Below are 23,057 nucleotides of genomic sequence, written 5' to 3' on the forward strand. Positions count from 1 at the left end.
ACGTAATTGGGATCGCCGCGAGCAGCGATCCCAAGCATAGATGCTGATCCGTTGGCCGGCCATTGCCTCGCTCACGTCGAGCGAGACTCCGAGCTGCGAGACGAGACCGCTTGGCAGGAAGCCTTCGGCAGCACCAGTTCGCCCACGGTAAGGGTGTGAAACTCGCTGGATGAGACGGTGTCGAGCTTGTGGAACTCTCCAAAAAAAGCGGATCGGAAAAGAAGATCTTGACGTCACCGGCATCGGAGATCGCCTCGATGTTCACCACCGTCAGCCCGTCCGTGCTCTTGGAAAGGTTACTCGACCCCGCTTCCGACCTTTGTCGCTGCGGAAGACGAGGCTATTTCGAGCCTCGTCGAGCCATCGCTTTATCCAACGGTAAGTGCTTATCCTAGGAGTAGTTGACCGGGAGCCAGTCATAATTGGTGCTGTCTGTACGCACGTGGCCGATTCCGGGGAACGCAATATGCGCGCCTGCCACAAGATATTTGCCTTCCACAGCCTGCCTGAAGGCGACGTCGCGGGCAGCAACGGCGGCCTTCTGATCGATATCGAATTCTATGGCGATGCCGGGCTCATCGAATTGCAGGATATCGCCATGGGTGATGTCGCCCCAGAAGACGATCTTCTGGCCTTCGCTTTCCAGCGTAATGGCGCTGTGACCCGGCGTATGTCCCGCATAGAGAATCGAGCCCAGACCAGGAACGGGTGCGCGGTTATCTCCGAAGGTTTCAAATTTTCCAGCTTGTACGTAAGGCGTCACGCACTGGTCTGCCTCGCCAAAATGCTGTTTGACGATGTCCGTCGCCGCTTTAGCGTTTTCCGGGCTCAGCCAGAATTTCGCCTCCCGCTCATTGACCCGTAATGTGGCGTTCGGAAACGCGCGTTTGCCATTGCTCATCAGCCCACCGGAATGATCGGTATGGATATGAGTGAGGATGACATCGTCAATATCACCTACCTTGTAGCCGGAAGCCTCAATGTTGGACACGAGTTTGCCGAGCGACGGGCCCAAATAGGTACCGGTGCCTGCGTCGACGAGCACCAGTCTTTCGCCGGTGTTGACCAGGAATGCGTTGACGGAAGTTGGTACGATTTCCGGCAGAAAGGCATCATTCAAAGCGCCCTGCGCGTGTTCTTCGCTAGTGTTGGTGTAGAGCTTGGCGAGCGGCAGGGCAACGGTGCCGTCCGACAGGGCTGTGACCTCTACGGAGCCGATCTTCAGCCGGTAGAAACCCGGTGCTTGAACAGCGGCAAAAGGTGCCTTGGCGAAGACGATTGATGGCGCGACAAAGGGCGCTGCGACGAAGCCAGTCAGAGCGCTTTTGAGAATGGAACGACGAGATGGCATGGATTTGCTCCTTACGTGATGGTGCGGAACGGCTTGCAAGTTCCTGCCCATCAGCTAAGGATGCTCCCGTCAGCAATCAAATCGATATAGCTCATGCAAGTCATCGATCATTTCAATCTTCGTTCCTTCGACCTCAATCTTCTCGTTGCCTTCGATGCGATGATGGAGGAGATGAGTGTGACCCGGGCAGCGCAGCGCTTGAAGATCCAGCAGCCTGCCATGAGCCACAACATCTCGACCTTGCGCACGCTGTTTCAGGACGAGCTGTTCATCCGCGTAGGACAGGTGATGAAGCCCACGGCACGGGCGCTGAATTTATCCGGCCCGGTGCGGCAGGCTCTGCGACAGGCACAGGCCGCCGTGTTGATGGCAGACGCATTCGATCCGGCCACCGAGCGACGTACATTCAGGCTGGGGCTGTCCAGCGAGGTGGAACTATTGTTGCTGCCTGACCTGACCGCTCGGTTGCGCGATATCGCGCCGGGCATTCGTATTCTGGCTCGCGGCGGCGATGCACTGGAGATCGAGGCGATGCTGGATTCAGGCGTCGTCGACCTGTCTGTGGGATGCAGCTATCTCCCGGATTCACGACACCATTGCGAGCCGCTTTATCAGTCCAGCGTATTGTGCTGTTTCAATCCGCAACTGCTAAAGCTCTCCAGTCCCGTAAGCCTCGATGCCTATATGGCGGCACAGCACGCCGTGATTTCGCAGACTGACAGTCTGCATGGCTGCGTCAAGGATGCGCTGGAGCATGCGGGGGCAGAACTGGACGTAGTGGCGGCGGCTCCGGATTTCATGTCGATATTGGCGACGGCGCGTTCATCTGCCGTAATTGCAACCGTATCGTCGCGCATTGCACTTCGTTACGGACCGCTGCTGGGACTTGATGTAAGCCCGGTGCCACTCGCGCTGTCTTTTCCACCCGTATCCATGGTGTGGCCGCTTCAGATGGACAGCGATCTCGGTTGCGCCTGGTTGCGGCAGCAGATCCGTGAAGCGATGCTAAGAACAAATGGGAGCAACGTCGCGGATATTGCGGCGTGACGAGCGTGGTGATCAGCATGTGTCTGAAGTCCTCGCCTTGAAAGGATATGAACCAGCGACCCTGCTAATCATTTTTCCCGGCTGAGAAATTGTCTCACCAAAGCAGTTTCTTGGCACGACTTGAATAAGATCGACCAGTCTCTTCATCTCATCGCGCCAGCAAGCATCACTGATCGAAGCGCCGTGCGGAGATTAAGCGCGATAAAATCCGCATAATTGCGGAGATTAAGCTTGCTATTCTACGCATCCGGAGCGTACTCTGAACTATGGTGTATATCTGGCAATCCTCTCAATGGCCGAAGTTCCAATGGAAGCTCGAGCGCTTGGCATCGAGGATTTCAGCCGTACGCCTCGATCAGGGGCGCCTCATCGGCCGCGTCGAGAGCCTTGGGTTTCGCACACGCGAGGCAGCGTTTCTACAGGCGCTGACAGACGACGTCGTCAAATCGTCGGCGATCGAAGGGGAGCGTTTGGATGAACAGCAGGTCCGGTCATCGTTAGCCCGACGGCTTGGTATCGACATCGATGGCTTCGTGACCCCAAGCCGCTCTGTTGAGGGTATTGTCCATATCACTCTCGACGCCACAATCAATTGCTCACACCCCCTAACAGCAGAGCGACTATTTCAATGGCATGCAGCACTGTTTCCGACCGGACGAAACGAATGGGGTCACAAGCTGCGTGTCGGAGAGTGGCGTGACGACTCAGGCGGTCGTATGGAAATCGTGTCAGGCGCGTTCGGATACGAGAAAGTTCACTATGTCGCGCCGCCGGCAGATCGCTTAGAGCGTGAGATGTCGACCTTCCTCGAATGGTTCAACGAAACGCATGATCTCGATCCTCTCGTAAAAGCGGCTGTCGCCCACCTTTGGTTCGTAGCCATCCATCCTTTCGGGGATGGCAACGGTCGCATCACCCGTGCAATCGCCGACATGACACTTGCACGGAGTGGTGGTGGGGCACAGAGACTTTACTCTATGTCGGCTGCTATCGAGAAGTCGCGCACTGGCTATTACGAAGCCCTGCAATTTATCACCAGCCATGAATCTCTCGACATAACTAGCTGGGTTGAGTGGTTCTTGGATCGTTTGGGCAACGCTGTTGAAGGCGCGCTGGCAACTCTTGACAACGTCATGCTAAAAAATGACTTTTGGCAAAAGCATGCTGCGCATGATCTTAACCCGCGACAAGCCAAGGTCCTCAACAGGTTACTAGAGGGCAACTTCGAAGGCAAGCTCACATCGACGAAGTGGGCGAAGCTGACGAACGCATCTCAAGATACGGCGTCCCGCGACATTGCAGACCTGTTGGAGAAAGGCATCCTAAGAAAAGGAGACGCTGGAGGCCGCAGCACAGCCTATGAGCTGATTGTGGATTTTCCGGTGAACCAATTGTCCAGAGGAGCTTAATCAGGAGGCGTTAGAATTCGCGGTTTCGCTTCGTCCGGAAAGCAAAACACACCTCTTCGGGCATAGTCGCATCAACTCAATCAGCGTATTAATGCCTCGTTAACCTCATTCCCTTAGCAAGCCGCCCCCGGGCTGGGCTGTAATCTGCAAGGGAAACCTGAATGAGCATAGATCAATCGGCAATCGTCTTTCGGCGCAAGATTTCCAGCTTCTGCGACATGAAGTTGGCACCGCTCACAGACGCAATACAATTTCGCGCACTTTCAGAATACATGACCGGTCTCATTGACGACCGGATGCCTCCTCCAATGCTGGGCAGACACGTCAACTGGGAAGAAATCGCGTGCGCATGCGGTCTTGAGCAAACATCAGCGGAACTCAGGAGAGTTGCCCAATACGGTTTCGATGCGATCTCACGTTGGCTGACCGAACCGGGTTCCAGACATAGAACCACCTCGGCCACAGGCAAATCAACAAAGACACGCAGCCGCGCAGAAAGTCTCTCAAGCAAACGCGCCCCTATGAAGGCGAAAACCAGCCAACACCTGAAACCTGGTCCCAAACCTAAACCAATCGAAGAGTTCCCAGAACCGCTTTTCGAGACCTACGACGAACCGGTGTCTTTTCAGGCGGCTCTCCAATTCCATATGGACCGTTTCGGCGAGAGCTATTACCATTTGCATCGCGCCATATTTCGAGATGATGACGCTCTCGAAGCCACGACGTTGTTGAGCTGGCTGAGGGGAACGAAGGTGCCACGCAGCGTGGCAAACCTGGACATTCTCAATCGAATAGAGCGTCGATACCGTTTGCCACTCGGTTATTTCAAGGAAAAGCTTCCGCATCAGTCCCGTGCGGGGGTCGGATATGATGTCGGTGACGATGTATCTCCTGCAGAGCGTCGACGTCTGGCGTGGCATCTGCCGGATGATTTCAATTCATTGCCGGAGGAAAAGCGTGCCGAAATTCTTGAATGGGTAAGGCGGGTTATCTTAACCGGGGCGACGGACTATCGTCGTTATCAGGCGCTGGCGACCAAGCAACGTTATGCGATCCGCTTTCCTGGCGTGACGTATGGAGGTTCTCCCAGGCCAATGACTTCGCCCCGTAAGGTGGTCGAAGAGTGTAAAGATGAGATCGAAGATCCCGATATGCTTTCAGGGGTAATCGACGCACCTGCCCAACTCGCGCTCGAAATGGCCAATCTGATGTCGTTCAAGACCGCGACCCTGACTGCCGTCGGCTTCAAACGCAATGGAGTATGGGGTGAAGAGACGGCATCTCAGAAGCTCGAACATCTTGGGTTGATGTTTGGCGCTCTCGCTGCATCACCGGAAGGCGAAGTCGCGGGCAGAGGTGTGCCGCTCAGCGCATTGACCTTCGGCCTTCTGGTTTTTCCAGGCGTATGGGATTGGTATCTACAATGGCGTGAGCGGCGACGCGGCTTCTACACAGCTTGGGAAGCGGACATGCTCAGCATCTCACTATCGCTTACCCGGGAGGAAACAGGTTGGATCAGGCAGCATCCCGAACTAATTGAGCGCGTAGTACCGGTGAATGGCCTGGTTACGAAAGAGGAGATTACCTTCGCCCGGCGTGATTGGCACGCTTGCTGCGATGCATTTCATTCCCACGCACGAAACCGCATCAGGGAAATCCAGCGAGTAATGCGGGTTCACAGAGACCCGTTCGAGCCGATCATGTGCGTGCTGGAGGCACCGAGCCCTCTTGCCGAATATCGCAAGATCACAGATGAAATCCTTCTCCGTATGCCCGATAAAGACCGCTACCCAAGAGCTGCTGCAGAATCTGTACGCTCGTTTCTCATGCTACGGCTAGGGCTTCATCTCGGCCTGCGGCAAAAGAACCTGCGGCAACTGCTGTTTTGCCCACACGGCCACTTCCCAACTTCTGAAAGGCGTCTGGAAGAAATGCGGCGAGGAGAAATTCGGTGGAGCGACAGAGAGAATGGCTGGGAGGTGCTGATCCCATCGGTCGCATTTAAAAATGCTAACTCGTCGTTCTTCGGATCGAAGCCATTCAGGCTGATCCTGCCTGACCTGCTGGACCTCTATTACTACATCAATGCCTACATCGAACGTCATCGAAAGGTTCTGCTCGGCCATGCAGCTGATCCGGGCACGTTCTTCGTCAAGACAGTCAAGTTATCGAGCGCTGACGCGGCCTATAATCAGACAACATTCTATGAAGCTTGGCGTCTCATCATCCAACGCTACGGCATCTATAACCAGTACACCGGTCGCGGAGCAATCAGTGGCTTGCTGCCACACGGCCCGCACAATGTTCGGGACGTGTTGGCGACGCATATTCTGAAACTCACCGGCTCATATGAGCAGGCGAGCTACGCCATTCAGGATACGCCGGAGATGGTTCAGCAGCATTACGGGCGTTTCCTTCCACAAGACAAGGCAGCACTTGCGGCAAAAATACTGAACCAGGTGTGGGAAGCAGCTTGAAGACAATTAGGCTGGCGATGCTGCAAACATCGCCAGAGTTTCAGTGATTAGATCCACTGATCCAGCGAGAACTGCTTTGCCACTGATTGCACTGCGAGCTATGGATTCGAAAGAGGCATGTACGGGGCCAGCTCTCGAACCAACCCGGACCTTCAAACACCAATTTATAACCCTAAATCCATGCTCTTGGGCCAACTGACCAACCCGGCATTATGTCACCGCAAGGAGCGGCCAATTTCGACAACCGCCAAGAAGAGATTTCCGCTCTATTCGTTCTAATTATTAGGACGCGAATTTCTTGGGCAACTGCGGAACTCCTCTCAATAAGAATTTCTTCTTGAATTCAAAATCTTACGAAATCGTCGATCAATGTTCCGTCAGGCAAAAACATGCTTTGCCTAAATTTTTTGCAAGCATAAGATTTCATCGAAGCTCTTGCTAAAGTCGGCTTCCTCGTGAGACAAATGACCTGCGAGTAGAAGCGGTCTGAGCCTCGGTTCTGGACATTGCTCGACGGGTAAATCTGTCGGGGAGATGTCTAAATGCCGTGTAAAGTCAGTAACCTTATCCCAAATTCTGCAGAGATCGACGATGGAGCTTATCATCTTCATGCGCATCGGTGTTTTGCATGCCTGAGCAGCGAGCGTTCTGACAAACGCAATTGCGCCATTGCCAGACTCCTTGCGGATGGATTCCATCCGGACCGCATCACCGCTCCCTATCCGTCCTTAAAAACCGAACACTAGTTGTGAAAGGTCGACCTATGTGCCGCACCAAGCTTGCCTCATATGCACTTGCCGCCACCCTTGCCGCCGGCGCGGCATCCGCCGCTGACAAGGTGATCTTTCAGCTTGACTGGTTGCCGGGCGGCGACAAGGCGCCGATCTATGTCTGTCTCCAAGAAGGCTTCTGCTCGGATGCCGGCCTTGAAGTCGAGATCGCTTCCGGTCGCGGCTCGACCGACGCCATCTCGCGCCTTGCCGCAGCGTCCTCCGACATCGGCGTTTCGGATATCGGCGCCCTGATGGCCGCCCGCGCCAATGAGGGCGTGAAGGTGACCGCCGTCATGTCGTTATTCAACAAGGGTCCGCATGCCTTCTACGTCGCCAAGGATGGTTCGATCGCAAGCGTCGCCGACGTCAAGGGCAAGACGATCGCGACTTCACCCTTTACTTCGTCTAACGTCTATCTGCCGCTGGTCCTCAAGGATGCCGGTATCGACATGGCGGACATCAAGCTCATCCAGGCCGATCCCGGCGCACTCGGCCCGATGTTGATGGCGGGCAATGCCGACGGCATCATCGCCTGGATGACGGACCTGACACGCTACAACAATCAGGGCAAGGAAGCCGGCAAGGAGATCGTCGCCCTGCCTTGGTCCGCAGCCGGACTTGAGCTCTATTCCGCCTCGCTGATCGCCAGCGACGATTTCCTGGCCAAGCGCCCGCAGGTCGCCGCGCGCTTCGTCGCGGCCTACAGGAAATCCGTCGAGTTTGCCAGAAGCAACCCGGAGAAGGCTGCGGCGGCCGTTACCGCCCTCGTGCCGGAACTCGGTTCGGAAGATGTCCAGGGTTCTCTCAAGGATATGCTGCCGCTGATCTTCAACGAAGTGACGAACAAGGACGGCCTTGGTGTCTTCGAAACCGCTCGCCTCGCCGAAACCTGGCGCCGTGTTTCCCAAGCGCAGAACATTGACCCGGCCAAGCTCGATCCGGAAACCATGATCAACCGCACCTTCATGGTATCGGAGTAACCTTCATGGCGATGCCCGCTATTCGCTTCGAGAGGCTGGGACAGGTTTTCGAGACCCGATCCGGACGCACTGAAGCTCTGCGCGACGTCAGTTTCGATGTGGCACGGCATGAGTTCGTCTCGATCCTCGGTCCTTCAGGGTGTGGGAAATCGACCTTGCTGCGCATGATCGCCGGCCTGCTGAAGCCGACATCTGGCTCGGTGGAGGTTTTCGGGCTGCCGGTAGAGGCTCCGCGTGACGATATCGGCATCGTTTTTCAGAAACCGACGCTGCTTCCCTGGGCCACCGTCGAAGACAATGTCGTGTTTCCCGCCCGCCACAAGACCGGCCGGGTCACCGCACAGGAGCGCGAGCGCGCGGGTGAACTCCTGAAGATGGTCGGGCTCTCCGGCTTCGAGAAACGCCTGCCGGACGAGTTGTCTGGCGGCATGCAGCAGCGCGTCGGTATCGCCCGCGCACTGCTGATGGATCCAGATATCCTGCTCATGGACGAACCCTTCTCAGCCCTGGATGCGCTGACGCGCGAGGTGATGGGCTTCGACCTTCTGCGTATCTTTTCCGAGCGCCCGAAGACCGTGGTCTTCATCACGCATTCGGTCAGCGAGGCTGCCCTACTGTCCGACCGGGTATTGGTGATGACCGGCAGACCGGGTTCGATCCTGACCGAAGTTACCGTTCCCGTGGGCCGGCCGCGTGGCCCTGAAACTACAAAGGACAAGGCGATCCATGACCTCTCCAACCACCTCCGCGATCTCCTCCTCACCCGCCACGCGGCTTGAGGTCATGCAGACCCGCACATCACCATTTGCTTTACTCAAGCAGGTGCTCGCGTGGCCGGGCATCATGACCGCTGCGACTCTGATCGGCGCCGTGCTTCTGTGGGAAGCGGCGGCGCGGCTCCTGTCGATCCCCACCTATCTACTTCCACCACCGAGTGCGATCCTCGGCTCGTTCTCTTCTATTGGCCTCGAACGCTGGATGGGCCACATCGTCGCAACGCTGCGGGTGGCGCTGATCGGCTACGCGATGTCCATCGTCATCGCCATTCCGCTCGCGGTCGTCATGATGCGCTCGCCGTTCCTGTCGCGAACGCTCTATCCGCTGCTCGTCGTCGTGCAATCGACGCCAGTGGTGGCGATCGCGCCGATCATCATCGTGGTGCTCGGGGCCGGCGATGCACCACGCATCGTCATCACCTGTCTCATCACCTTCTTTCCGCTTGTCGTCTCAACCGCAACGGGCCTTGCGGCGACGCCGCCGGAGCTGATTGAACTATCGCGAAGCCTGCGCGCCTCGGGCTTTCGCGAAATCACCCAGATTCGCCTGCCCTTTGCGGTGCCTTACATCTTCTCGGCCTTGAAAATCTCGATCACGCTCGCCGTCATAGGTGCCGTCGTCGCGGAATTCTGCGCCTCGGAAGTGGGCGTCGGTTACTTCATCCAGCTTTCGACCTCGCTGTTCAAGCTGCCGCAGGCCTGGGCCGGTCTGTTGGTGCTGGCCACCATGTCGCTGCTGCTGTTTCAGGCCGTAGTGCTGACGCAGAAGCTTTTCTTTCCCTGGAGCCTGCCGAAGAGCAGCTGAACCCATCCGGAGTAGAAGCAGTCGGGCCCTGCCCGGACATTGCTCCTCAACCGCCGGCTCGCCGGCATTCACCTAAGGAGAATGGTATGAATATCCAGACCGACACACTTGCAGAACTCGCCAAGGAAGCAACCATCGGCGGCATGGGCACGACCGTTGATCGGGAAATCCCCGTCATCGACCTTTCCGACTTCGATAACCGCAAGCATGAGATCGCCGATGCACTCTGGCAGGCCTCGATCGATATCGGCTTCTTCCAGGTATACAACCACGGCATCGCTCAGGAAGACATCGACGCGGCCTTCGACACGGCATGGACGTTCTTTGAACTGCCGGCGGAGGTGAAGGCAAAAACCCCGATGCCGAAGGGCATCAATGCCGGCTGGGAATTCAAGGCGCAGGTTCGTCCCTCAACCGGCACACCGGACAACAAGGAGAGCTTCCAGCTCACCCGTCCAGATATGATCCGCCTCAATCTCTGGCCGAGCGAAGAAGATCTTCCAGGCTTTCGAGAAAAGATGCTCCGTTTCGAGAGACAGAACTGGGAGCTGGGTATGCGCATCCTCTCCTGCTTTGCGCTGAAGATGGACTTTGCCGAGGATTTCTTCACCAAGGCACATGATCCGTCATCGGAAGAATACCAGTCGACATTGCGGCTGATCCACTACATGTCGATGGAAGACGCCAAACCGGAAGATTTCCAGTCCTGGCGAGCCGGTGCGCATTCGGACTTCGATTGCCTGACGATCCTTCACCAGAAGGAAGGCGAAGGCGGGCTGCAGGTATGCCCGGGCAAGGATGCGGAACTGAAGCAATGGACCGACGTTCCGCCGCGCAAGGGTTACATCACCTGCAACATCGGCGACATGCTGATGCGCTGGTCGGACGATCAGCTGCAATCGACGTTGCATCGGGTACGCATGCCGCGCGAGGGCGAATACATGGGGCGGCGCCTGTCGCTGCCTTTCTTCTGCCAGGCAAACCGCGATGCGGTCATGCAGGGTCCGCTCGGTAAATACGAGCCGATCACCGCCGGCGAGTACCTGACCCGCCGCATCAACGCCAATTTCGCCAAGAAGTGACGTTGAAGATGGTCCGTTGCGGTGACTTCGTGGAACAGTCAATCCGATTCCCGTCAGGCAACGGACCCATCATGCTTCATGGACGCGCGCTGCGCTATATCGACGAGGTTGCCCGACAGGGCTCCATCCGCAAGGCGGCGAAGACATTACATGTCGCCGCCTCTGCGGTGAACCGCTATATCCTGGAACTTGAAGAAGAGCTGCAAGCGCCGATTTTCGAGCGTCTGCCACGCGGATTGAAACTGACCAGCTCCGGTGAAATCCTCATCCAGCATATTCGCGAAACCCTGCAGGCTCATCAGCGAATGCGTGCGCAAATCCAGTCGCTCAAGGGATTGAATCGCGGCGAGGTGGTGATTGCGACGATGGCGACACTTGCTGCCGGCCGGATCGCCGAGATCGTTGCGGCCTATCGTGAAAAACATCCGCAGGTCAGCCTGCGGATCATGGTGGGCGACCGGACGACTGTCGCAGAGATGGTGGCGCTCGGCCAGGCCGATCTCGCCATCGCCTACAACCTGCCCGACGATACCCGGCTGCAACGCGCCGCGGAATTCCGTCACGCGCTGGGCGCGGTCGTCGCTCCCACCCATCCGCTCGCAATCCGCAGCACCGTGCGCATGTCCGATTGCCTGCTCTATCCGCTGGTTCTGGCGGATCGATCATTGTCGCTACGCGAGGTCGTCGAGGCGACAGCCCCGGCGCGGGCCACCCTCGTTCCCGTTGTAGAGACCAATTCGATGGAACTGATGAAACGCCTTGCCCGGACAGCGCCTCACATCACGTTCCTCAACAGACTCGATGTGGATCGCGAGACTGCGACCGGCGAACTGGTTTTCATCCCGCTGACCGGAACCGGCTCGTTGCAACGGCTCAATATCCTCCACCGCGCCCGCGGCTCGCTCTCGCCTGCCGGCAGCCATTTCATGCAATTTGCGCAGGAGCGTCTGCTTGCCTCGTTCGACGAGAGCTGACTGCCCAGCACCCACCCGATAGAGACCCGCCATGAACGATATTTCCCTGTTTCCCAGCCTTGCCGCCCGTTTGGCGAGACCCGAGCGCCTTCGTCTGGCAAAAGCGCGCGTGCCGGTCGCCCTGCTTGCCGATGACGTGCCTGATTTTGCCGAGGTGGACCGGGACGGCTCGGCACTCGTCGACATGCTGATCGAGAACGGCAGGATTGCGGCCATAATGCCCACCTTTGTCGACAGTGATGAAGATACAGTCGCACTCGACGGCCGCCACGTCTGGCCGCTGCTGATTGACGCGCATGCCCATCTCGACAAGGGCCACACCTTGGGCCGAGCGCCCGATTCCGGAGGAACGCATCCTGGCGCGCGCGCGGCAACCACGGCGGACCGTCTCGCCCACTGGGACACCGATGACCTTCTGCGGCGGATGGAATTCGGCCTTGCCACGGCTGACGCCCACGGCGTTGCAGCCATCCGCACCCATCTCGACAGCCACGAGGGACAGGCGGAAATCACCTGGAACGCTTTTGCAGAGGTGCGCGAGCGCTGGAAAGGCCGCATCACCCTGCAAGCCGCCGGCCTCGTGCCACTTGATGCCTACAGCGACGATTATGGCGCGCGTCTTGCCGATATCGTTGCCGACCACGGCGGACTGCTGGGTGGCGTCACCCGTGCCTCCGGCGGAACGCACGGGGCAGGCCTCGACGATATCGACCTGCTGCTTGATCGGCTGTTCTTGCTGGCGAAGGAGCGGGAACTGAATGTCGACCTGCATGTCGATGAGGCCGCGCAAGCCGATGCTTTGCCGCATGTGGCGCGAGCCGCCATCCGCCATGACTACGAGGGGCGCGTAACCTGCGGCCACTGCTGCTCGCTTGCGCTTCTGGGCGAGCAGGAACTACGCGATACGATCGCGCTGATCGCGGATGCCGGCATTTCGATCATCACGCTGCCAACCGTCAACATGTATCTTCAGGACCGCAAAGACGGTCGCACCCCGCGCTGGCGCGGGGTCACGCCGGTACAGGAACTGCGGGCGGCGAGCATTCCGGTGGCTGCGGCCGGAGATAATTGTCGTGATCCCTTCTTTGCCTATGGCGACCATGACATGCTGGATACCTGGCGGCAGGCGCTACGTATCCTTCATCTCGACCACCCTTACGCGGATGCAGCCGCGCTTGCCGGCCCCGCACCGGCCCGCATCATGGGCATTGACGCCGGCACGATCAGCGTGGGGCGCCCGGCGGACCTGATGATCCTAGAGGCCTGGAGTCTCGATCAGGTCATCGCCCGCCCACACGCCGATCGCATCATTCTCCGCAAGGGGATTCTCACCAACAAGACATTGCCCTCCTATAGCATGCTGTCCGATTTTCTGACGGTGTAGGTCGGGCGCTGCTCATACTTGAAAGACGAAGGGACCGGCGTATTGAGTTTCAGCAGGTTTTGACCCTTTTTCATTTCGGGAACAGACAAAGGTTTTCGCGAATGGGGAATCCCGTCTTTTTCCAACCGTGTTCATTCCTGCCATGTTCAAGCCCGCAAACGCCGTGCAGATCAGAGTTTCTATCGACGAGATCCAGCCGGAAGTCTGGCGTCGGTTAGTCCTGCCCATCCGTTGGAACCTTCAGCACCTGCATCTCGGAATTCAGGCCGCTTTCAACTGGTGGAACTATCATCTCTATGAATTCCGAATTGGTGGTCTGCGCTATGGCGATGTCGAGATCCTGACAGAGGAAGCAACCGACCACGATCCTCGTGTCTCCAATCAGGAAGAGGTTCGTTTGCTGGACTTCGAACAGGGCTCCATCTTCAGCTACCAATATAATTTCAGAGACGGCTGGCGGCATACCATCGTAGTCGAGGAGTTCCAGACGCTCGCTGCGACGCCCAAACAGGGAAGCTGCTTCGCCGCCGCAAGGTCGCGACCGCCTGAAGATGTTGGTGGCGTCTCCGGTTATGAGCAGTTCCTGGAGATCATCGCCGACAAGGAAGACCCCGAATATGCCGAAACCATCCGCTGGTGCGGCGGCTATTTTGATCCCGAGTGGTTCGACCTGTCGATGGTGGACAAGGATCTCCGCAACGCTCTGCGCTCAAGCGTCAAACGGCGTCTATATCAACCGAAACCGAGATCCGCCCCGAGAATAATACGATGGGGGTGAGAGGTGGAACTCGTTGAATGAACAGGCCAATACCGAATATCGTCCAAGTTCAAAGACAGACTTCTCTAGCTTATCTCGGCCGGCCCACGACCATCCTCAGCCCCACACCGAGCTGAAGATCGTCCGCAAAGGCCCTTTCGAACGATGTTTTCCAACAGGAGCTGCTTTCAATGGCGAAAGACCCACCTGTCAGGGACAATTTCAGAGCCGTAGTGGAACATGTTCGGAACGACACCAATTGTACAAGATCGGACGCTCAGTTCGAGGGCTTGAAGCAGAGCTGCTATCCTCTTTTGGAGATTTGGCATCGTGCGATCATTCCCTGTGCCTGTATTGGTTGTCGAAGACGAGGCGCTCATACGCTTAGCGATTGCTGACGAACTCGAGGATCAGGGTTTCGTCGTGTTCTCTGCCAGCGATGCCGACGAAGCCATCAAGTTGATCGAACATCATCCCGAAATCGCGGTCGTTTTCACCGACATCGAGATGCCGGGAACCATGGATGGCATGAAGCTTGCGGCTTTCGTGCGCGATCGCTGGCCGCCGATCAAGATCATCGTCACTTCGGGGCGAGTAAATCCTCAAGGGGGTTTGGCCGACGACATACCATTTCTCGCGAAGCCATACGACCATGCGACTGTGGTGGGAACGATCCGCAGCCTGATGTCTCTTTGAGCGACTGCGAGTTTGAACGAGGATTGCTCTGGCGGAGATAAGCTAGTCGCCGACGACGAGCGTCCGCGGTCTGATTTCTCGACATTGGGCAAGCTTGTCCCGTCAGTCGGTTCGTTTCCGTGGACATCGCAGACTTGAGACGACCCCGATTTAGGATGCCAGTGCCTCTTCGCTCATCCGGATTTTGATAACAACGCCGCCGTCGGTCCAATCATAGGCGATGTTACCACCCAGTTGACCAGCGATCGTGCGCTGAACAAGTTTGCTCCCGAAACCGTCCGAACGCTGACCCGGATCATCGACTGGTCCGCCGTGTTCGGCCCAGACAATGTCAATTACACCATCACCTGCGGTACCGGAGACATCCAGAAGGCCCGCATCGGTCGAGAGCGCACCGTACTTCAGGGAATTCGTCGCCAGTTCATGAATGACCAACGCGAGACCGGTGGCTGATTTCTCTCCAAGGCCCATGCGGGGAACAGCAACACGGATCCTTCCGGCAAAAGCGCCAGCATCATCATACGGCGCCAACAGGACTGAAAATATGTCTCCAAGGAGCGCTGCCCGCCCCTCGCCATTGGGTAGAGGTCGCACAAGGTCATGAGCACGGCCAAGCGCGGTCAGTCGCTCGGTCAGTTGGCGAGCCATCTCCTCTTTCGTTTCGGTCGATCGCGACGTCATTGCCGTCAGGCCTGACGCGAGGGCCAGGAGGTTCTTGACGCGATGGCTCATTTCGCCGGCCAGAAGTTCATGACCTTCCTCGGCCTGCTTGCGACCGGTGACATCGAGGAAGATCCCGGTCATCTTGGTGGCCTCAGTGTCGCCGCCGTTCCCCTGCCCTCGAGCAGAAACCCAACGGACATGTTCGGCCTCCGTCAAAATACGAAAATCGATCTCGAACGGTCCGTCGGTGGCGCGCATGGCGGCAAAGGCGGTCCGAACCCGATCACGGTCCGCCGGATGAATCTTCGCGGAGAGGTCTTCAAAGGTCAAAACGTCTGTGCGAGGGACATCCCACATCTGGTACGCCATCGCGTCCATTAAAAAAGTATCTTTGTCGAATGTCCACGTCCACAAGGCGACACCCGCAGATCGGACCGCGCGTCTCAGCTCCTCCGCAGTCCATTCCAAATGGGCCGAATCCATATCTGACATAATGCACCTTCGACGACGGCGATAATCTTACTAGTCCATCTATTCGAAACCTCATGGACCCGCAACGGAGGCATTTTCGCGTCAGGCAACAGCCCGGTCAGCTTGTGCAATCTAGGTCTCGGAGAGCGGCACTGATCTCATCAGTCGTCAACGGCTCCGGCGTGCCTGGAATGTGAAGGAATGACGGGTTCGAATCAGCTCCATGGAAATCCGAAGCCCATGCCGCCAGGATCGTTCGCTTGTCATCAATAGACAATGCCCGCGCTCGCAATACGTCTCCTGGACGCTCTAGTCGAAGGCCCGGAAGCAGCGCCAATGGTCCGATCGCCGTCGCGTTGCCGGCGATCTCGCGCAACATGTCGGGTATCATCGCAGCCTCACCGGATGTGTGGGCCTCTGTCCTGGCGACGGTGAGACGCGAAGATAGAATCGGCATCTGGGGCGAGCAGATTATGCTTGTCGGCAAAGGCCGCAAACAAGCCGCGCGCCGTCTCCGCTTCAATCTCGCCGCGCATCGCCGCCTGGCATGCTTTCAGGGCAACCGAATGTGTTGCGTCCCTGAACGACACCGGCCACTCGACAAGATGCCGGTAGGCATCCATCACGTTACAAACTTCTGCGCGGAAGCCCAGGCCAACAAGAATAGTGACAGGTTTTCTGAACATATCGGGTTTCATCGCTCTCTCCTTCCCAACCCGGAATGTTGACGGGCGCCATCGCGATGGCGCCCTTGGACTGATGATGGACGAACTTAGAGATCAAGCCGCCTTCTGCGCTTCGATCTGCGCCGGAGCGGCCGACGTCAACGCAGGCGTGCTCTGGATCGAAATTTTTCGAGGCTTCAGTGCCTCGGGGATCTCACGGACGAGCTCGATCGACAGGAGACCGTTGCTGAGATCCGCTCCGTTCACCCGGACATGGTCGGCAAGTTCGAAGCGGTGCTCGAACGGGCGACTAGCGATGCCGCGATGCAGGTAGCCATCTGTTGGCGCTTCCTGCTTCTTGCCGGTGACGGTCAGCAAATTGGACTGGAAACTGATGTCGAGATCGTCCTGGGCAAAGCCCGCCACCGCGATAGAGACGCGGTATGAGTCGTCGCCTGTCTTGACGATATCATAGGGCGGCCAGTCATTCGTCGAACGGGCGCGCTGCGCATTTTCCAGGAGATTGAAGATCCGGTCGAACCCAACGCTCGAGCGGTAGAGAGGTGCATAGTCGTAAGATGTTGCCATAGCCATATCCTCCTTGAAGCAACATGGGTAGGGGAATGCCAAAAGCAGCACTCCCGCCGAAGCCACCCTGTCTCAGCGGCTGGCGGCAAACGATTTGGTTTTGACGATTTTCCGATTCAAGATCGGCCGCAAATTTTTCTACCGACCCCAAGTTGCCCTACCGTCAATGCACTGATCGGCTGAGAACGCGATGCGTTTAGGCCGCCTTGAACCGCTAGATCAGAGCCGCGAGCAAGCCCGCAGTCTAACAGAAGCACACCGCACGGATTTTGCGTTTGTCGATATTCATCTTGAGGACGGTCCGAGGGGTATTGACGTCGGTCGAGATCTGCTATCGCAAGGCATTCCCTATGTATTCGTCAGTAGGAACATCAAGAAGATTCCTGTGGACTTCGCGGGTGCCCTCGGCGCAATCGAAATGCCGTATATGGCGAACGGCACGAAGAACGCTCTTGCCTACATCGCGGCGATCGTAGGGGATGAGGGGAATGTCGCTCCGCCCGCAAGCTTTTTTGGCAAGACATAGTCTTACACATTCCTCGCCCTGAAGCTGCATTACCACCAGTCGCAATTATGCCAGGGTGGCTGCAAAGGTTGATGCATCGACGGAGCGCCCGAACAGATAGCCTTGTCCAACCGGACAGCCCATCTCGGCAAGCATTGCGCGTTGGGCCTCGGTTTCTACGCCTTCCGCGACGACCGTCAAGCCGAGGGCTCGTCCCAAGTCTATGATGGCTTGGACGACTACTCTTCTGGAAGGTCTTGTGGCGAGTTCGCTGACGAAGGTGCGATCTATCTTGATCTCGGTTACCGGGAAGGTTTCGAGAGAGCGCAGGTTGGAATAGCCAGTGCCGAAGTCATCGACTGACAGCCCAACGCCGCTCTGTCGCAAACGTTGGAATGCGTCCATCACGCCGGGCGTGTCGCCGAGGAACATGCTTTCGGTGATCTCAAGGGTCAGCCACCCCGGGTTGGCACCGGTGTTACGCAAGACACGTTCCAGCATTTCCGCCATGTCATGACGCAGAAATTCGGCGGCCGACACGTTCACCGCAAAACGCAGTGCCTTGCGGCGGTTCGCGTTTATCTGATGGGCGAATGCAGAGACAGTCGTAAGGCTTCGCTCGGTCAGTTCGAGCAGCAGGCCCGACCGCTCCGCGGTTTCGATGAAACTGCCGGGAAGCTGAGTGCCGAACAGGGGATGGTTCCAACGGATCAGCGCTTCCGCGCCAAGCCACTCACCGGTGAGGAGATCAACCTGGGGCTGGAAGTGAAACACGAACTCATCGTTTGCCACCGCGACTTTCAATTCGCGCGTCATCCGCAACCGGCGGCGCGCCCGCTCATCGTCCGCGTCCTCGAACCGGCGAGGACCAGCCAGAGGGTCGGACTTGGCTGCCCACAGCGCGGTCCCGGCGTTCCGGATCAGCGAAATGGCGCTGCCCTCAGTCTTGCCAATTGCATAGCCGATTGCGAACCGCAGGGAGACATTGGCTCCCGTCAGCACGAAGTCTGCAGCAAGCGAGGCGGATACCAACGCCACGGTCGAGTCCGCGCCCGTTTCATCCGGAAGATCGAATACTAAAGCGAATTCATTTGCACCCATCCGGGCCACAAGGGCAGCACCCAATTCCCTCAGGCGGCGTCCGGTCTCACAAAGGAGGGCATCCCCAACTTCGAAACCGTATCCTGTATTGAGGTCGTGGAAATCAATCACGTCAAGCTTCACAACCAGGAGCGTCGCGCTAAATTGCGCCGAGAAACGCGCCTCGGCTGCATGAAGAAACGATTGACGGTTCAGGCAACCCGTCGTGCCGTCGAGGTTGGCGATACGATCCAGGGCACTGTTGGCCTGTTCGAGCGCTGAGACGTCGCGAAGTATGCCGACGTAGAAAAGCTCCTCGTCCACCCAGACAGGACGTAGACTGAGACTATTCCAGAACGGCGATCCGTCCTTTCGATAGTTGCGCAGCGTGGCGTCCACTGGCTCCGCCGCCTCTATCGCTGCACGGATACGGACGATCTCTAGCTGATCCCGTTCGTTACCCTGCAGGTAGCGGCAATCCTTTCCGACCAGTTCATCGCATGTATACCCCGTCAATTCCTCGAAAGCCCTGTTTACGTAAAATAAGGGCGTACTGGCCCCTGAACGTTTTCCGATTGCAACACCCTCCGTCAATCCCTCAACAAGCGTCGGTAGGATTTTCCGGACTGCGTCAGAGCTAGAATGCCGCTCGTCAGCCTCGCCGGATATACGCGTCATGAGGCCTGGTTGATTTGGATTTTCGAAGTCTTGCATGGCAGGAACCATGGACGCCGACCTCAGACGGAGCAACCCGCAGCCGAGGCGGTTTCGGGACAACGGTCAGCCGTTTTCGGACAAACTGCGTCTGGCTCCATCACCGGAGGTACGGAAGCGGTCCCGGTAGTCGGACGGCGTCACGCCCACATGCGAAACGAAAGCGCGCCGCATCGCGCGCGCCGATCCAAAGCCACTTCTTTCTGCGATCGACGCGATCGGCAGCCGGCTCCCCTCCAAAAGGAAGCGCGCAACGTCGATACGCGTCAGGTCGACATAGTCCGATGGAGATATCCCCACCTCCAGAGAAAAAACACGGGTAAAGTTCCGTCTGCTCATCGCCGCGAGTTTGGCCAAGGCCGCAACGGATAGGTCCTCCGCTGGGTGGTTCAGGACATATTGCTGGACGTCGTGGAGACGGTTGCGGTCGATCGCCTGCGCTGCCAGATGAACGCTGAACTGTGATTGGTCACCGGGTCGCTTAAGGAACACGACGAGCCGGCGAGCGACGTAAAGTGCCACTTCCCGGCCGAGGTCTTCCTCGACGAGGGAAAGACCGAGGTCAATCGCCGCGCTAGATCCCGCCGACGTGATCATCGCACCGTCACGGAGAAAAACCCGGTCGCCTTCCACATGCGCGTCGGGGAATCGCTCGGAAAGCAGTGACGCGAACTGCCAATGCGTAGTAACGCGGCGGCCTTTGAGTAGACCAGCACTGCCGAGCACGAATGCTCCTGTGCAGACGGAGCCGTAGCGCCGCGTTTGAGAGGCGATAGCGATCAGCCAGTCGATAGCCTGCCTGCTCGGGTTTTGAGGTACTCCGACGCTCCCGGCCATAAGCAACGTGTCTGGGCTGCCGGAGTAATTTCCGAAAGCGCAGTCAGGCTGGACCCTGAGACCCGAAGCACACCGGATCGTGCTATCGCCTTCCGCGACGATCGTGACCTCATAGAACGGCCTATCGACGCGAGCATTGGCTTCGGCGAATACGTCCATCAACCCAGCAAGTTCCAGCGAATGCACGTCCGCAGGCACGAAGATAGCGATCCGCATCGGATTATCCCTCACGGTGTAGAGCACACGACACTCTCAACTAGGCATTACGCTAACGCCGGTCCCAGGACGGCCGCGGCCCCACAGGACCTCGGAGCCTTCAAATTCAGAACCGTCGAATCGGACAGGCGGAAGACGCCTAGAAGGCTTGGACGATATGTTCACGTCAGTCGCGGGCGCCAGGTCACCCTGACGCCATTCTCACTTATTCAGCTCAAACACAGCGCAATGCTTATGTCGGCTTATCAGCAATGATGGATAGCTTGTGTATCTGTGGCGGCTTGGCAAACAGGTCCCCTTCCGCTGCCTTTGCCATTAGGGCCGCAGCGACCTGGCCGTTTAAGTGGGCTTCCCTTCCGTCCTCATCATCGAACGTGTCAAAGATTGCAAACGAACTTGGCCCTTCCTGTATCGCATACCAGGAAATCGTGCCGGGCTCGGCATTGACCAGCGGTACGGCTGATCGTAGAAATTCGGCGACCGCCTCTTCCTTGCCTGGCTTCGCCTCGAGCGGAACGTAAAGCGCGAATTTGGTCATGATAACCTCCGTGGGCACCTGAGTGTGCCGGAACTCAAGAAGCGCGCTAAGCACGACAAATGTTAGGCGATGGAGGAATAGCACGTTGGACACGAAGGATGTTGGCGGTGTGTGCCGAACTCGTGGTTGAATGTACTGCGGTATCTGTCGCCTTGAAGGGTATCGAACCGACGACCGAGAACTTAGGTGATCCCAAAGATGCAGTTATTCAAAGCACTGAAGTTAATGTCGGCCAAGGGACAACTTGTCAGCAACCACTTCCCGATCCCCAATTGTGGTCTCGATCAAGGATTCCACTGATCACCGCCTTCCAGGCGGTTCTGTTCTTGTTGCCATATAGTTGTGAATGGAGAAGAGGAAATGCAGGGCAATTGCGAAGCGTATGCCGCTGATTGCGTTCTCGGCGGCGTCCCTCCACCCGAGGATCGTCTTCAGCCCATTTCGCACCAATTCTCCTTGCGACCCTCCAACCGAAACGGTGCTTGAGTTTTCAGTCAGAAACAGCAGAGAGGAACCCTCTAGCATTGCGTACAAAAACAGCGTGTCAGCCAGCAATACGGTCTGGAAACTCAACGAAAATCTGTTCTTGCCTGTAAAAAAGCTGACGGCGGACGACGCCAGAAACAGAAGAATGCAGTAAATCAAAAGTGCCGCAACGCTGTAGTAGGCGACGTTGAAAACCATCGCCCCTGCGTTTCCGCGGATGTTCTCTGGACTGAAGTTGATAAACGTTACCAAGGAAATCAGCAGAACTAAAATCACGTACCTGGTCGCAAAAAACATCGTAAGGACCCCGTATTTTTCGAACCGGTTTGTCTGGCCACAGGACGAGAACGGCTTTCGGTCACGACGACAGAAGAAGCGTGCCAGCGCGAGCTCTTAGGCTCTTGAACGGATCAGAACTGGCGACCCCGTTTTTCGACCATGCGATAACAGCGATTCGTCGGTCTTGCGCTCGCATAATCTCGCCTCCGTCCAAACATCATTCGTTCAGACGATCAACCAAACGCTTCATCAGATCCATTCGTTCGTGAAGAATCGCTACGATGAGGGCTGGCGCATGCTCTCGAGGCAGACAAAAGACGTAGTGGTGCTGGCATCGCGCCATTCTTAACGCCGGATAAAGCGCACTCATATCCTTGAAAGAACCTCTGCCCTCGGCAAGGGTTGCGATACCTCGCTCCAAACCCGAGACGTAGCGGCGTACCTGCGCACCACCCCATTGCGCATGCGTGTAGCGGATTACCGAACGTAGATCTGATTCAGCCTCCGCGGTAAGAATATAGGCAGTCAAGCACGGCCCTCGGAAATCTCCTCATCGAGGATCTCACCTACGGTTTTAGTCGACAGTCGTCCGGCAAGCGCCTCATTGACGCGCGTGTTCATCAAAGTCTTCAACTCCTCCCAGGCTCGTTCTGCGTCTGTGTCACCGGGGAAGAGGCGCTCAAGTGCATACTGCTTGATTGTCTTGCCCTGCAAAGCTGCCAGCGCCTTCAGGCTTTGATGTTGTTGGTCCGTTATGTCGATCGTCAATCGGCTCATCTGACGCACCTCCTGAACTGAGAAACCCACATTAACACATATGTAGGGATATGGCCACCTCCGCTGATATTTGACCCGATGTCCTTTGGAGGGCTTTGCTATTTCGAAGAAGACGCCGATCCCCTGCCTTGCTCCGCTCGAGCACACCCCCTATCGCTGGACGTTTGCGTTTTGCTCTTGAACCAAACTGAACCGCCGACCCGGTCAATTGAAGACGTTTCGCAAGAAAAGACTACACAACAGCAATCAGGACCGAGCGGACGGCCAGTTATTTGACGGCTCTCCACCTCAACAGGTAGCCAAAACCGGGCCCGATGAGAGCTCCACCGATAACCCACTCAATCAGGGTGAGCGGGCTCTCGTCGGGATCGTGTCCCGTAAGGTAGAGAAAGAGGAAGAAAGCCAGAACACCTCCGATGATCAACGCCAGAGCCAAGATCAGGCTTTTATGGGATTTCTGCATGGTAGTTCATCCTTCCGAAGTGCAAGCGGGCCAGATAGCCATGTCTTCGACATGCACGCTAGTCAAAATGTTCCCGTACGTTAGCGCCCATGCATGAAAGAGGCTCAACTCATCGACTCTGCCAGCGTCGTAAAGATGCCGAAGACGAAGCAGTCGATTGTCGTTGTGGTGTCTAGGTCGCCCATCAGGACTTTCAGGTCGATCCCTTGCTGCTTTATTCACGGTCACCATGCCAACTACTAGCGAGCGGTCGATGCGAGGGAG

General features: G+C 57.2%; 23 protein-coding genes and 1 pseudogene. 12 read left to right on the plus strand and 12 right to left on the minus strand.

Translation table 11 applies throughout. The features are described 5' to 3' along the window. Positions 1-71: 71 nt before the first annotated feature. Positions 72-301 (minus strand): annotated as a pseudogene (locus CRP02_RS27810) (hypothetical protein); the annotation flags it as partial. Positions 302-391: 90 nt separating this feature from the next. Next, positions 392-1,351, minus strand: a complete 960-nt coding sequence (locus CRP02_RS02420; RefSeq protein WP_097170112.1) for an MBL fold metallo-hydrolase — start codon at positions 1,349-1,351, stop codon at positions 392-394. A gap of 93 nt (positions 1,352-1,444) precedes the next feature. Between CRP02_RS02420 and CRP02_RS02425 the strand changes: the two genes are divergently transcribed. The 11 genes from CRP02_RS02425 (at position 1,445) to CRP02_RS02480 (ending at position 14,511) form a co-directional block, all read left to right on the plus strand. Next, complete coding sequence (locus CRP02_RS02425) at positions 1,445-2,398, plus strand: LysR family transcriptional regulator (RefSeq protein WP_097170113.1); 954 nt, start codon at positions 1,445-1,447, stop codon at positions 2,396-2,398. Positions 2,399-2,664: 266 nt separating this feature from the next. Continuing rightward, the gene (locus tag CRP02_RS02430) at positions 2,665-3,807 is read left to right on the plus strand and encodes a Fic family protein (protein ID WP_097170114.1); all 1,143 of its coding nucleotides are present in this window, start codon (positions 2,665-2,667) and stop codon (positions 3,805-3,807) included. 161 nt (positions 3,808-3,968) lie between these two features. Then, positions 3,969-6,284, plus strand: a complete 2,316-nt coding sequence (locus tag CRP02_RS02435) for a hypothetical protein (protein ID WP_097170115.1) — start codon at positions 3,969-3,971, stop codon at positions 6,282-6,284. A gap of 763 nt (positions 6,285-7,047) precedes the next feature. Then, complete coding sequence (locus CRP02_RS02445) at positions 7,048-8,037, plus strand: ABC transporter substrate-binding protein (RefSeq protein WP_097170117.1); 990 nt, start codon at positions 7,048-7,050, stop codon at positions 8,035-8,037. Between the two features lie 5 nt (positions 8,038-8,042). Then, positions 8,043-8,816, plus strand: a complete 774-nt coding sequence (locus CRP02_RS02450) for an ABC transporter ATP-binding protein (RefSeq protein ID WP_003517478.1) — start codon at positions 8,043-8,045, stop codon at positions 8,814-8,816. Positions 8,817-8,820: 4 nt separating this feature from the next. Further along, complete coding sequence (locus tag CRP02_RS02455) at positions 8,821-9,618, plus strand: ABC transporter permease (protein ID WP_097170118.1); 798 nt, start codon at positions 8,821-8,823, stop codon at positions 9,616-9,618. An 86-nt stretch (positions 9,619-9,704) separates the two neighbouring features. After that, positions 9,705-10,700 (plus strand): isopenicillin N synthase family dioxygenase, encoded by a 996-nt coding sequence (locus tag CRP02_RS02460; RefSeq protein WP_003517482.1) that lies wholly within the window; start codon positions 9,705-9,707, stop codon positions 10,698-10,700. Positions 10,701-10,702: 2 nt separating this feature from the next. Next, positions 10,703-11,674 carry a LysR family transcriptional regulator gene (locus tag CRP02_RS02465; protein WP_097170119.1) on the plus strand — a complete coding sequence of 324 codons (972 nt, stop codon included), beginning with the start codon at positions 10,703-10,705 and terminating at the stop codon, positions 11,672-11,674. A 31-nt stretch (positions 11,675-11,705) separates the two neighbouring features. Next, positions 11,706-13,058, plus strand: coding sequence for a cytosine deaminase (locus tag CRP02_RS02470; RefSeq protein WP_097170120.1), 1,353 nt, complete (start codon positions 11,706-11,708; stop codon positions 13,056-13,058). Between the two features lie 163 nt (positions 13,059-13,221). Further along, positions 13,222-13,836, plus strand: a complete 615-nt coding sequence (locus CRP02_RS02475) for a plasmid pRiA4b ORF-3 family protein (RefSeq protein ID WP_414896229.1) — start codon at positions 13,222-13,224, stop codon at positions 13,834-13,836. A 309-nt stretch (positions 13,837-14,145) separates the two neighbouring features. Continuing rightward, complete coding sequence (locus tag CRP02_RS02480; RefSeq protein WP_097170122.1) at positions 14,146-14,511, plus strand: response regulator; 366 nt, start codon at positions 14,146-14,148, stop codon at positions 14,509-14,511. A 150-nt stretch (positions 14,512-14,661) separates the two neighbouring features. On the opposite strand, the gene CRP02_RS02485 is transcribed toward CRP02_RS02480, so the two are convergent. The 3 genes from CRP02_RS02485 to CRP02_RS02500 form a co-directional block, all read right to left on the minus strand. Beyond that, positions 14,662-15,666, minus strand: a complete 1,005-nt coding sequence (locus tag CRP02_RS02485) for a sensor histidine kinase (RefSeq protein WP_097170123.1) — start codon at positions 15,664-15,666, stop codon at positions 14,662-14,664. A gap of 377 nt (positions 15,667-16,043) precedes the next feature. After that, the gene (locus tag CRP02_RS02495) at positions 16,044-16,343 is read right to left on the minus strand and encodes a DUF982 domain-containing protein (RefSeq protein ID WP_097170125.1); all 300 of its coding nucleotides are present in this window, start codon (positions 16,341-16,343) and stop codon (positions 16,044-16,046) included. Between the two features lie 81 nt (positions 16,344-16,424). Next, entirely contained in the window at positions 16,425-16,898 is a 474-nt protein-coding gene (locus CRP02_RS02500; RefSeq protein WP_097170126.1) for an Hsp20 family protein, read from the minus strand. 190 nt (positions 16,899-17,088) lie between these two features. Here CRP02_RS02500 and CRP02_RS02505 point away from each other — a divergent pair, with 190 nt between their 5' ends. Beyond that, positions 17,089-17,424: a response regulator gene (locus CRP02_RS02505; protein ID WP_179783918.1), complete on the plus strand. Its 336-nt coding sequence runs from the start codon at positions 17,089-17,091 to the stop codon at positions 17,422-17,424. Positions 17,425-17,469: 45 nt separating this feature from the next. Here the strand turns inward: CRP02_RS02505 and CRP02_RS02510 are convergent, their stop codons facing one another. The 7 genes from CRP02_RS02510 to CRP02_RS02540 form a co-directional block, all read right to left on the minus strand. Next, positions 17,470-19,197 (minus strand): putative bifunctional diguanylate cyclase/phosphodiesterase, encoded by a 1,728-nt coding sequence (locus CRP02_RS02510; protein ID WP_323455311.1) that lies wholly within the window; start codon positions 19,195-19,197, stop codon positions 17,470-17,472. 66 nt (positions 19,198-19,263) lie between these two features. After that, the gene (locus CRP02_RS02515; protein ID WP_097170128.1) at positions 19,264-20,250 is read right to left on the minus strand and encodes a GlxA family transcriptional regulator; all 987 of its coding nucleotides are present in this window, start codon (positions 20,248-20,250) and stop codon (positions 19,264-19,266) included. 232 nt (positions 20,251-20,482) lie between these two features. Continuing rightward, positions 20,483-20,788 carry a putative quinol monooxygenase gene (locus CRP02_RS02520; RefSeq protein WP_097170272.1) on the minus strand — a complete coding sequence of 102 codons (306 nt, stop codon included), beginning with the start codon at positions 20,786-20,788 and terminating at the stop codon, positions 20,483-20,485. 300 nt (positions 20,789-21,088) lie between these two features. Then, positions 21,089-21,571, minus strand: a complete 483-nt coding sequence (locus CRP02_RS02525; protein WP_097170129.1) for a hypothetical protein — start codon at positions 21,569-21,571, stop codon at positions 21,089-21,091. Positions 21,572-21,770: 199 nt separating this feature from the next. Beyond that, positions 21,771-22,082 (minus strand): type II toxin-antitoxin system RelE/ParE family toxin, encoded by a 312-nt coding sequence (locus tag CRP02_RS02530; protein WP_097170130.1) that lies wholly within the window; start codon positions 22,080-22,082, stop codon positions 21,771-21,773. Then, a complete protein-coding gene (locus CRP02_RS02535) occupies positions 22,079-22,330 on the minus strand; it encodes an antitoxin (RefSeq protein ID WP_097170131.1) in 252 nt (83 codons plus the stop codon). The genes CRP02_RS02530 and CRP02_RS02535 overlap by 4 nt, the downstream gene beginning before the upstream one ends. Before the next feature lie 268 nt (positions 22,331-22,598). Further along, entirely contained in the window at positions 22,599-22,793 is a 195-nt protein-coding gene (locus tag CRP02_RS02540; protein WP_097099132.1) for a hypothetical protein, read from the minus strand. Positions 22,794-23,057: the final 264 nt, after the last annotated feature.

The organism is Rhizobium sp. AN5, from assembly GCF_900215255.1.
Taxonomy (GTDB): Bacteria; Pseudomonadota; Alphaproteobacteria; order Rhizobiales; family Rhizobiaceae; genus Agrobacterium; species Agrobacterium tumefaciens.

What these genes read in the sequence shown, in the direction of transcription:
- CRP02_RS02420 (WP_097170112.1), bottom strand. Translation starts at nt 1,351, where the DNA reads ATGCCATCTCGTCGTTCCATTCTCAAAAGCGCTCTGACTGGCTTCGTC.
- CRP02_RS02425 (WP_097170113.1), top strand. Translation starts at nt 1,445, where the DNA reads ATGCAAGTCATCGATCATTTCAATCTTCGTTCCTTCGACCTCAATCTT.
- CRP02_RS02430 (WP_097170114.1), top strand. Translation starts at nt 2,665, where the DNA reads ATGGTGTATATCTGGCAATCCTCTCAATGGCCGAAGTTCCAATGGAAG.
- CRP02_RS02435 (WP_097170115.1), top strand. Translation starts at nt 3,969, where the DNA reads ATGAGCATAGATCAATCGGCAATCGTCTTTCGGCGCAAGATTTCCAGC.
- CRP02_RS02445 (WP_097170117.1), top strand. Translation starts at nt 7,048, where the DNA reads ATGTGCCGCACCAAGCTTGCCTCATATGCACTTGCCGCCACCCTTGCC.
- CRP02_RS02450 (WP_003517478.1), top strand. Translation starts at nt 8,043, where the DNA reads ATGGCGATGCCCGCTATTCGCTTCGAGAGGCTGGGACAGGTTTTCGAG.
- CRP02_RS02455 (WP_097170118.1), top strand. Translation starts at nt 8,821, where the DNA reads ATGCAGACCCGCACATCACCATTTGCTTTACTCAAGCAGGTGCTCGCG.
- CRP02_RS02460 (WP_003517482.1), top strand. Translation starts at nt 9,705, where the DNA reads ATGAATATCCAGACCGACACACTTGCAGAACTCGCCAAGGAAGCAACC.
- CRP02_RS02470 (WP_097170120.1), top strand. Translation starts at nt 11,706, where the DNA reads ATGAACGATATTTCCCTGTTTCCCAGCCTTGCCGCCCGTTTGGCGAGA.
- CRP02_RS02485 (WP_097170123.1), bottom strand. Translation starts at nt 15,666, where the DNA reads ATGTCAGATATGGATTCGGCCCATTTGGAATGGACTGCGGAGGAGCTG.
- CRP02_RS02495 (WP_097170125.1), bottom strand. Translation starts at nt 16,343, where the DNA reads ATGAAACCCGATATGTTCAGAAAACCTGTCACTATTCTTGTTGGCCTG.
- CRP02_RS02500 (WP_097170126.1), bottom strand. Translation starts at nt 16,898, where the DNA reads ATGGCAACATCTTACGACTATGCACCTCTCTACCGCTCGAGCGTTGGG.
- CRP02_RS02505 (WP_179783918.1), top strand. Translation starts at nt 17,089, where the DNA reads ATGCGTTTAGGCCGCCTTGAACCGCTAGATCAGAGCCGCGAGCAAGCC.
- CRP02_RS02510 (WP_323455311.1), bottom strand. Translation starts at nt 19,197, where the DNA reads ATGCAAGACTTCGAAAATCCAAATCAACCAGGCCTCATGACGCGTATA.
- CRP02_RS02515 (WP_097170128.1), bottom strand. Translation starts at nt 20,250, where the DNA reads ATGCGGATCGCTATCTTCGTGCCTGCGGACGTGCATTCGCTGGAACTT.
- CRP02_RS02520 (WP_097170272.1), bottom strand. Translation starts at nt 20,788, where the DNA reads ATGACCAAATTCGCGCTTTACGTTCCGCTCGAGGCGAAGCCAGGCAAG.
- CRP02_RS02525 (WP_097170129.1), bottom strand. Translation starts at nt 21,571, where the DNA reads ATGTTTTTTGCGACCAGGTACGTGATTTTAGTTCTGCTGATTTCCTTG.
- CRP02_RS02535 (WP_097170131.1), bottom strand. Translation starts at nt 22,330, where the DNA reads ATGAGCCGATTGACGATCGACATAACGGACCAACAACATCAAAGCCTG.
- CRP02_RS02540 (WP_097099132.1), bottom strand. Translation starts at nt 22,793, where the DNA reads ATGCAGAAATCCCATAAAAGCCTGATCTTGGCTCTGGCGTTGATCATC.